We start from the raw sequence: 3,170 nt of genomic DNA, 5'->3' as shown, positions 1-3,170 counted from the left end.
GTATTATGCAGGCTGGGCATGAAGGTGCTGGGCGTGATAATTCCTTTGGTTTGAATATTCAGTTACCATTTGAACAGCAAGCGAATCCGTATATTGAGGGCGATCGCAAGTTAATTCATTTTAAGTATTTCTTTACCCGCAAGCTGTTTTTACTTAAGGAAAGTGATGCTGTTGCGGTTTTTGCTGGGGGTTTTGGGACTCAGGATGAGGCATTTGAGTGTATGACTCTGAGCCAAACTGGTAAATTTGGTCCTGTTCCTTTAGTTTTAATTGACCATCCTGGTGGTGAATATTGGCAGTCTTGGAGTAAGTATGTTGATGAACATCTGTTGAAAACTGGTTTAGTTAGTCCAGAAGACCCCAATCTCTACACTATTACAGATAATTTGGAGGTGGCTTGTAATGCGATTACTAGTTTCTACCAGGTTTATCATTCGAGTCGCTATGTCAGTAACCAATTGGTCATTCGTCTCAAGTCAAATTTATCTGATGCTGAAGTTGACCAACTCAATACGGAGTTTAGCGATATTTTAGTCAAGGGCAAAATCCAAAAAAGTCAGGCTTTGCCCCAAGAAGGACAGGATGAAACGATTGATTTGCCTCGTTTGATATTGAATTTTAATCAACGGGATTTAGGACGTTTGTATCAAATGATTGCCAGGATTAATAATATGGGTAGGTTGAGTGCTGAAGATAAGGCACATCCGGAATTGAAGTAGTTTATGGGAATTTTGGGAATTTACAACAAAATTCAGTCAAAATCTATTAATTTTTATGAAGCCAGTTTCAATGTGAAGCTGGTTTTTTTGTCGAAAATTATTATTTTTATCATTTGGTTGGGAACTATAAGGTAGTGCGGTTTTGTTAAGTCCTAATTATTCTATTTTTTGAACCGCCAAGAACGCCAAGGAATATAATTACTTACATAATAATGCAGAAAAAGACTACTTTAAAGACCTCTACAAGCCGTCTGACAGCTTTTTATATTGCATCGCTGAGTCTTGTGGCATTTTTATCAGTTGCGGGGCAAGTTGTGGTGCAGGGGATGCTGGCACAGCAGGAGAAAAATTTAGAAATAGTTAGTTTAATTCGACAAAGGCAGACTCTTTGTCAGCAAATGACCAAAGCTGTGATGCGAATCAAGCTGGAATCTGACCCGAATAATCGGCAGCAACGGATAAATGAACTTAAAAATTTAATTGTCACCTGGAAAGATTCGGGTGAAAAGTTGAGTAATGTACCTCAAAATATTTCCGGTTTCACGCAAGCACAAAAGGCTATTTGGCAACAAAAATTACAAGAAATGAATCCTGCGGGGACTGAATTTCGCGAAATCGCATTGCAAATGATGGGTAATGGGGTACGAGAAACTTTAATACGTCCTGGTAGAAGAAATATAAATCCCGGTGAAAAATCATCAATTGCTCAGTTGTTCGCTGAAGAGAATACTTTGATGCAGGGTTTAGATCGGGTTGCAGATTGGTATAACCAAGAAACGATCGCAGGAGTAAATCAACTCAAGCAAATGGAGTATGGTTTGCTGGCAATAATGCTGTTGGTGCTGTTGCTGGAGGGGTTTTTGGTGTTTCGTCCAGCTGTGCAAAAGCTTCAGGATACAATGTCTAAGTTGGGTGTGGCATTACATGATACCCAAGTTGCCCAGGAGCAATCGGAAAATTTACTATTAAATATTTTGCCCCAAGCGATCGCACAACGTCTCAAGAAAAATCAACCCACTGGAAATAATCTCCCTGCGAGTAACTTAATTGCGGATGGGTATAGCGATGTGACTGTGATGTTTGCTGATATTGTTGGTTTTACAGATTTATCTGGTCGTATTCCCCCACAAAAGTTGGTTGATTTGCTCAACCAAATATTTTCCCGGTTTGATTTACTTGCGGAAACCTATAATTTAGAAAAAATCAAAACCATTGGTGATGCTTATATGGTTGTCGGAGGTTTACCACAACCACGTTCTGACCATGCGATCGCAATTGCAGCTATGGCACTGGATATGATTGATGCGATCGCACAATTTAATCTGGATACTGGGGAAAGTTTCCAAATTCGGATTGGGATTAATAGTGGTGCTGTTGTCGCTGGTGTGATTGGGATTAAGAAGTTTATTTATGACCTTTGGGGTGATACGGTAAATATTGCTAGTCGCATGGAGTCTCACGGTGAACCTGGTCGAGTTCATGTTAGTAATGCTACTTTTGAGTTACTAGAAAAGAGCTTTTTGTTGGAGGAAAGGGGAATAATTTCTGTTAAGGGGAAGGGAGATATGCAAACATATTGGCTTAAAAGCAAACGCAATTAATTACATTAAATTACATTAAATAAATGGCTGTATCTGAGGTCAAGATTATATTAGTTGAACCTGCTGGTGCTTTAAATGTAGGTTCTGTGGCACGGGTAATGAAAAATTTTGGACAGCATCAACTAATTTTAGTCAACCCACGATGCGACTATTTTGGTGAGCAAGCAAATTTAATGGCAGTTCATGCCAAAGATGTTCTAGAGTCTACGGTTGTTGTTAGTAGCTTACAGGAGGCTTTACAGGGATGCAAACGCGCGATCGCAACTACAGGTGTCGATCATGATTGGAATGCTCCTCTGGAATCTCCTCGTGCTGCTTTCCCCTGGTTGCTGGAAGCGGAAGGACAACCGAGTGCTTTGATTTTTGGTCGGGAAGATCGGGGATTAAGTAACCAAGAATTAAATTATGCCCAGAGGTTTGTGCGTATACCCTCTAGTGATGAGTATCCATCGCTGAATTTGGCTGCTGCTGTCGGTATTTGTTGCTACGAACTGTCACAAATAGCCGATTTGTCATTTTCTTCTGACTTAGGTATAAGTTTGGCTGCAACTAAAGATTCCTCTCCGAAGTCAGAATTACCATCTTTAGATGTTGTCGAATCCTACTATCAGCAGTTAGAATTGCTACTGCTTCGGGTTGGTTATTTGTATCCCCATACTGCTACCAGTCGCATGGAAAAGCTTCGACAGCTTTACAGCAGGGCACAATTGCGAACAAAAGAATTATCTATGTTGAGAGGAATGTTGCGTCAGATAGAATGGGCAATGGGTAAAAAAAATCACACACGAACTCCCAAAAACTCCCTTTCCTCGTAGATATTTGCTAACTAATACCAATTCTATGTGAGGCT

3 protein-coding genes are annotated in these 3,170 nt (G+C 40.2%); all 3 read left to right on the top strand.

Annotated elements, in window-relative coordinates; genetic code table 11:
• Window positions 1-719: LOG family protein (locus CK510_RS28500; RefSeq protein WP_095724851.1), on the top strand; the 719-nt coding region annotated here is incomplete at its 5' end.
• A 212-nt stretch (window positions 720-931) separates the two neighbouring features.
• Window positions 932-2,320, top strand: coding sequence for an adenylate/guanylate cyclase domain-containing protein (locus CK510_RS28495; protein ID WP_095724850.1), 1,389 nt, complete (start codon window positions 932-934; stop codon window positions 2,318-2,320).
• A gap of 23 nt (window positions 2,321-2,343) precedes the next feature.
• Window positions 2,344-3,135, top strand: coding sequence for an RNA methyltransferase (locus tag CK510_RS28490; RefSeq protein ID WP_095724849.1), 792 nt, complete (start codon window positions 2,344-2,346; stop codon window positions 3,133-3,135).
• Window positions 3,136-3,170 lie beyond the last annotated feature (35 nt).

It is taken from the genome of Brunnivagina elsteri CCALA 953 (assembly GCF_002289455.1).
In the GTDB taxonomy this organism is placed as follows: domain Bacteria; phylum Cyanobacteriota; class Cyanobacteriia; order Cyanobacteriales; family Nostocaceae; genus Brunnivagina; species Brunnivagina elsteri.
This window is presented reverse-complemented; position numbering and strand designations above follow the sequence as displayed.

Coding starts and splice junctions, on each gene's coding strand:
- CK510_RS28495 (WP_095724850.1), top strand. CDS start 932: ATGCAGAAAAAGACTACTTTAAAGACCTCTACAAGCCGTCTGACAGCT.
- CK510_RS28490 (WP_095724849.1), top strand. CDS start 2,344: ATGGCTGTATCTGAGGTCAAGATTATATTAGTTGAACCTGCTGGTGCT.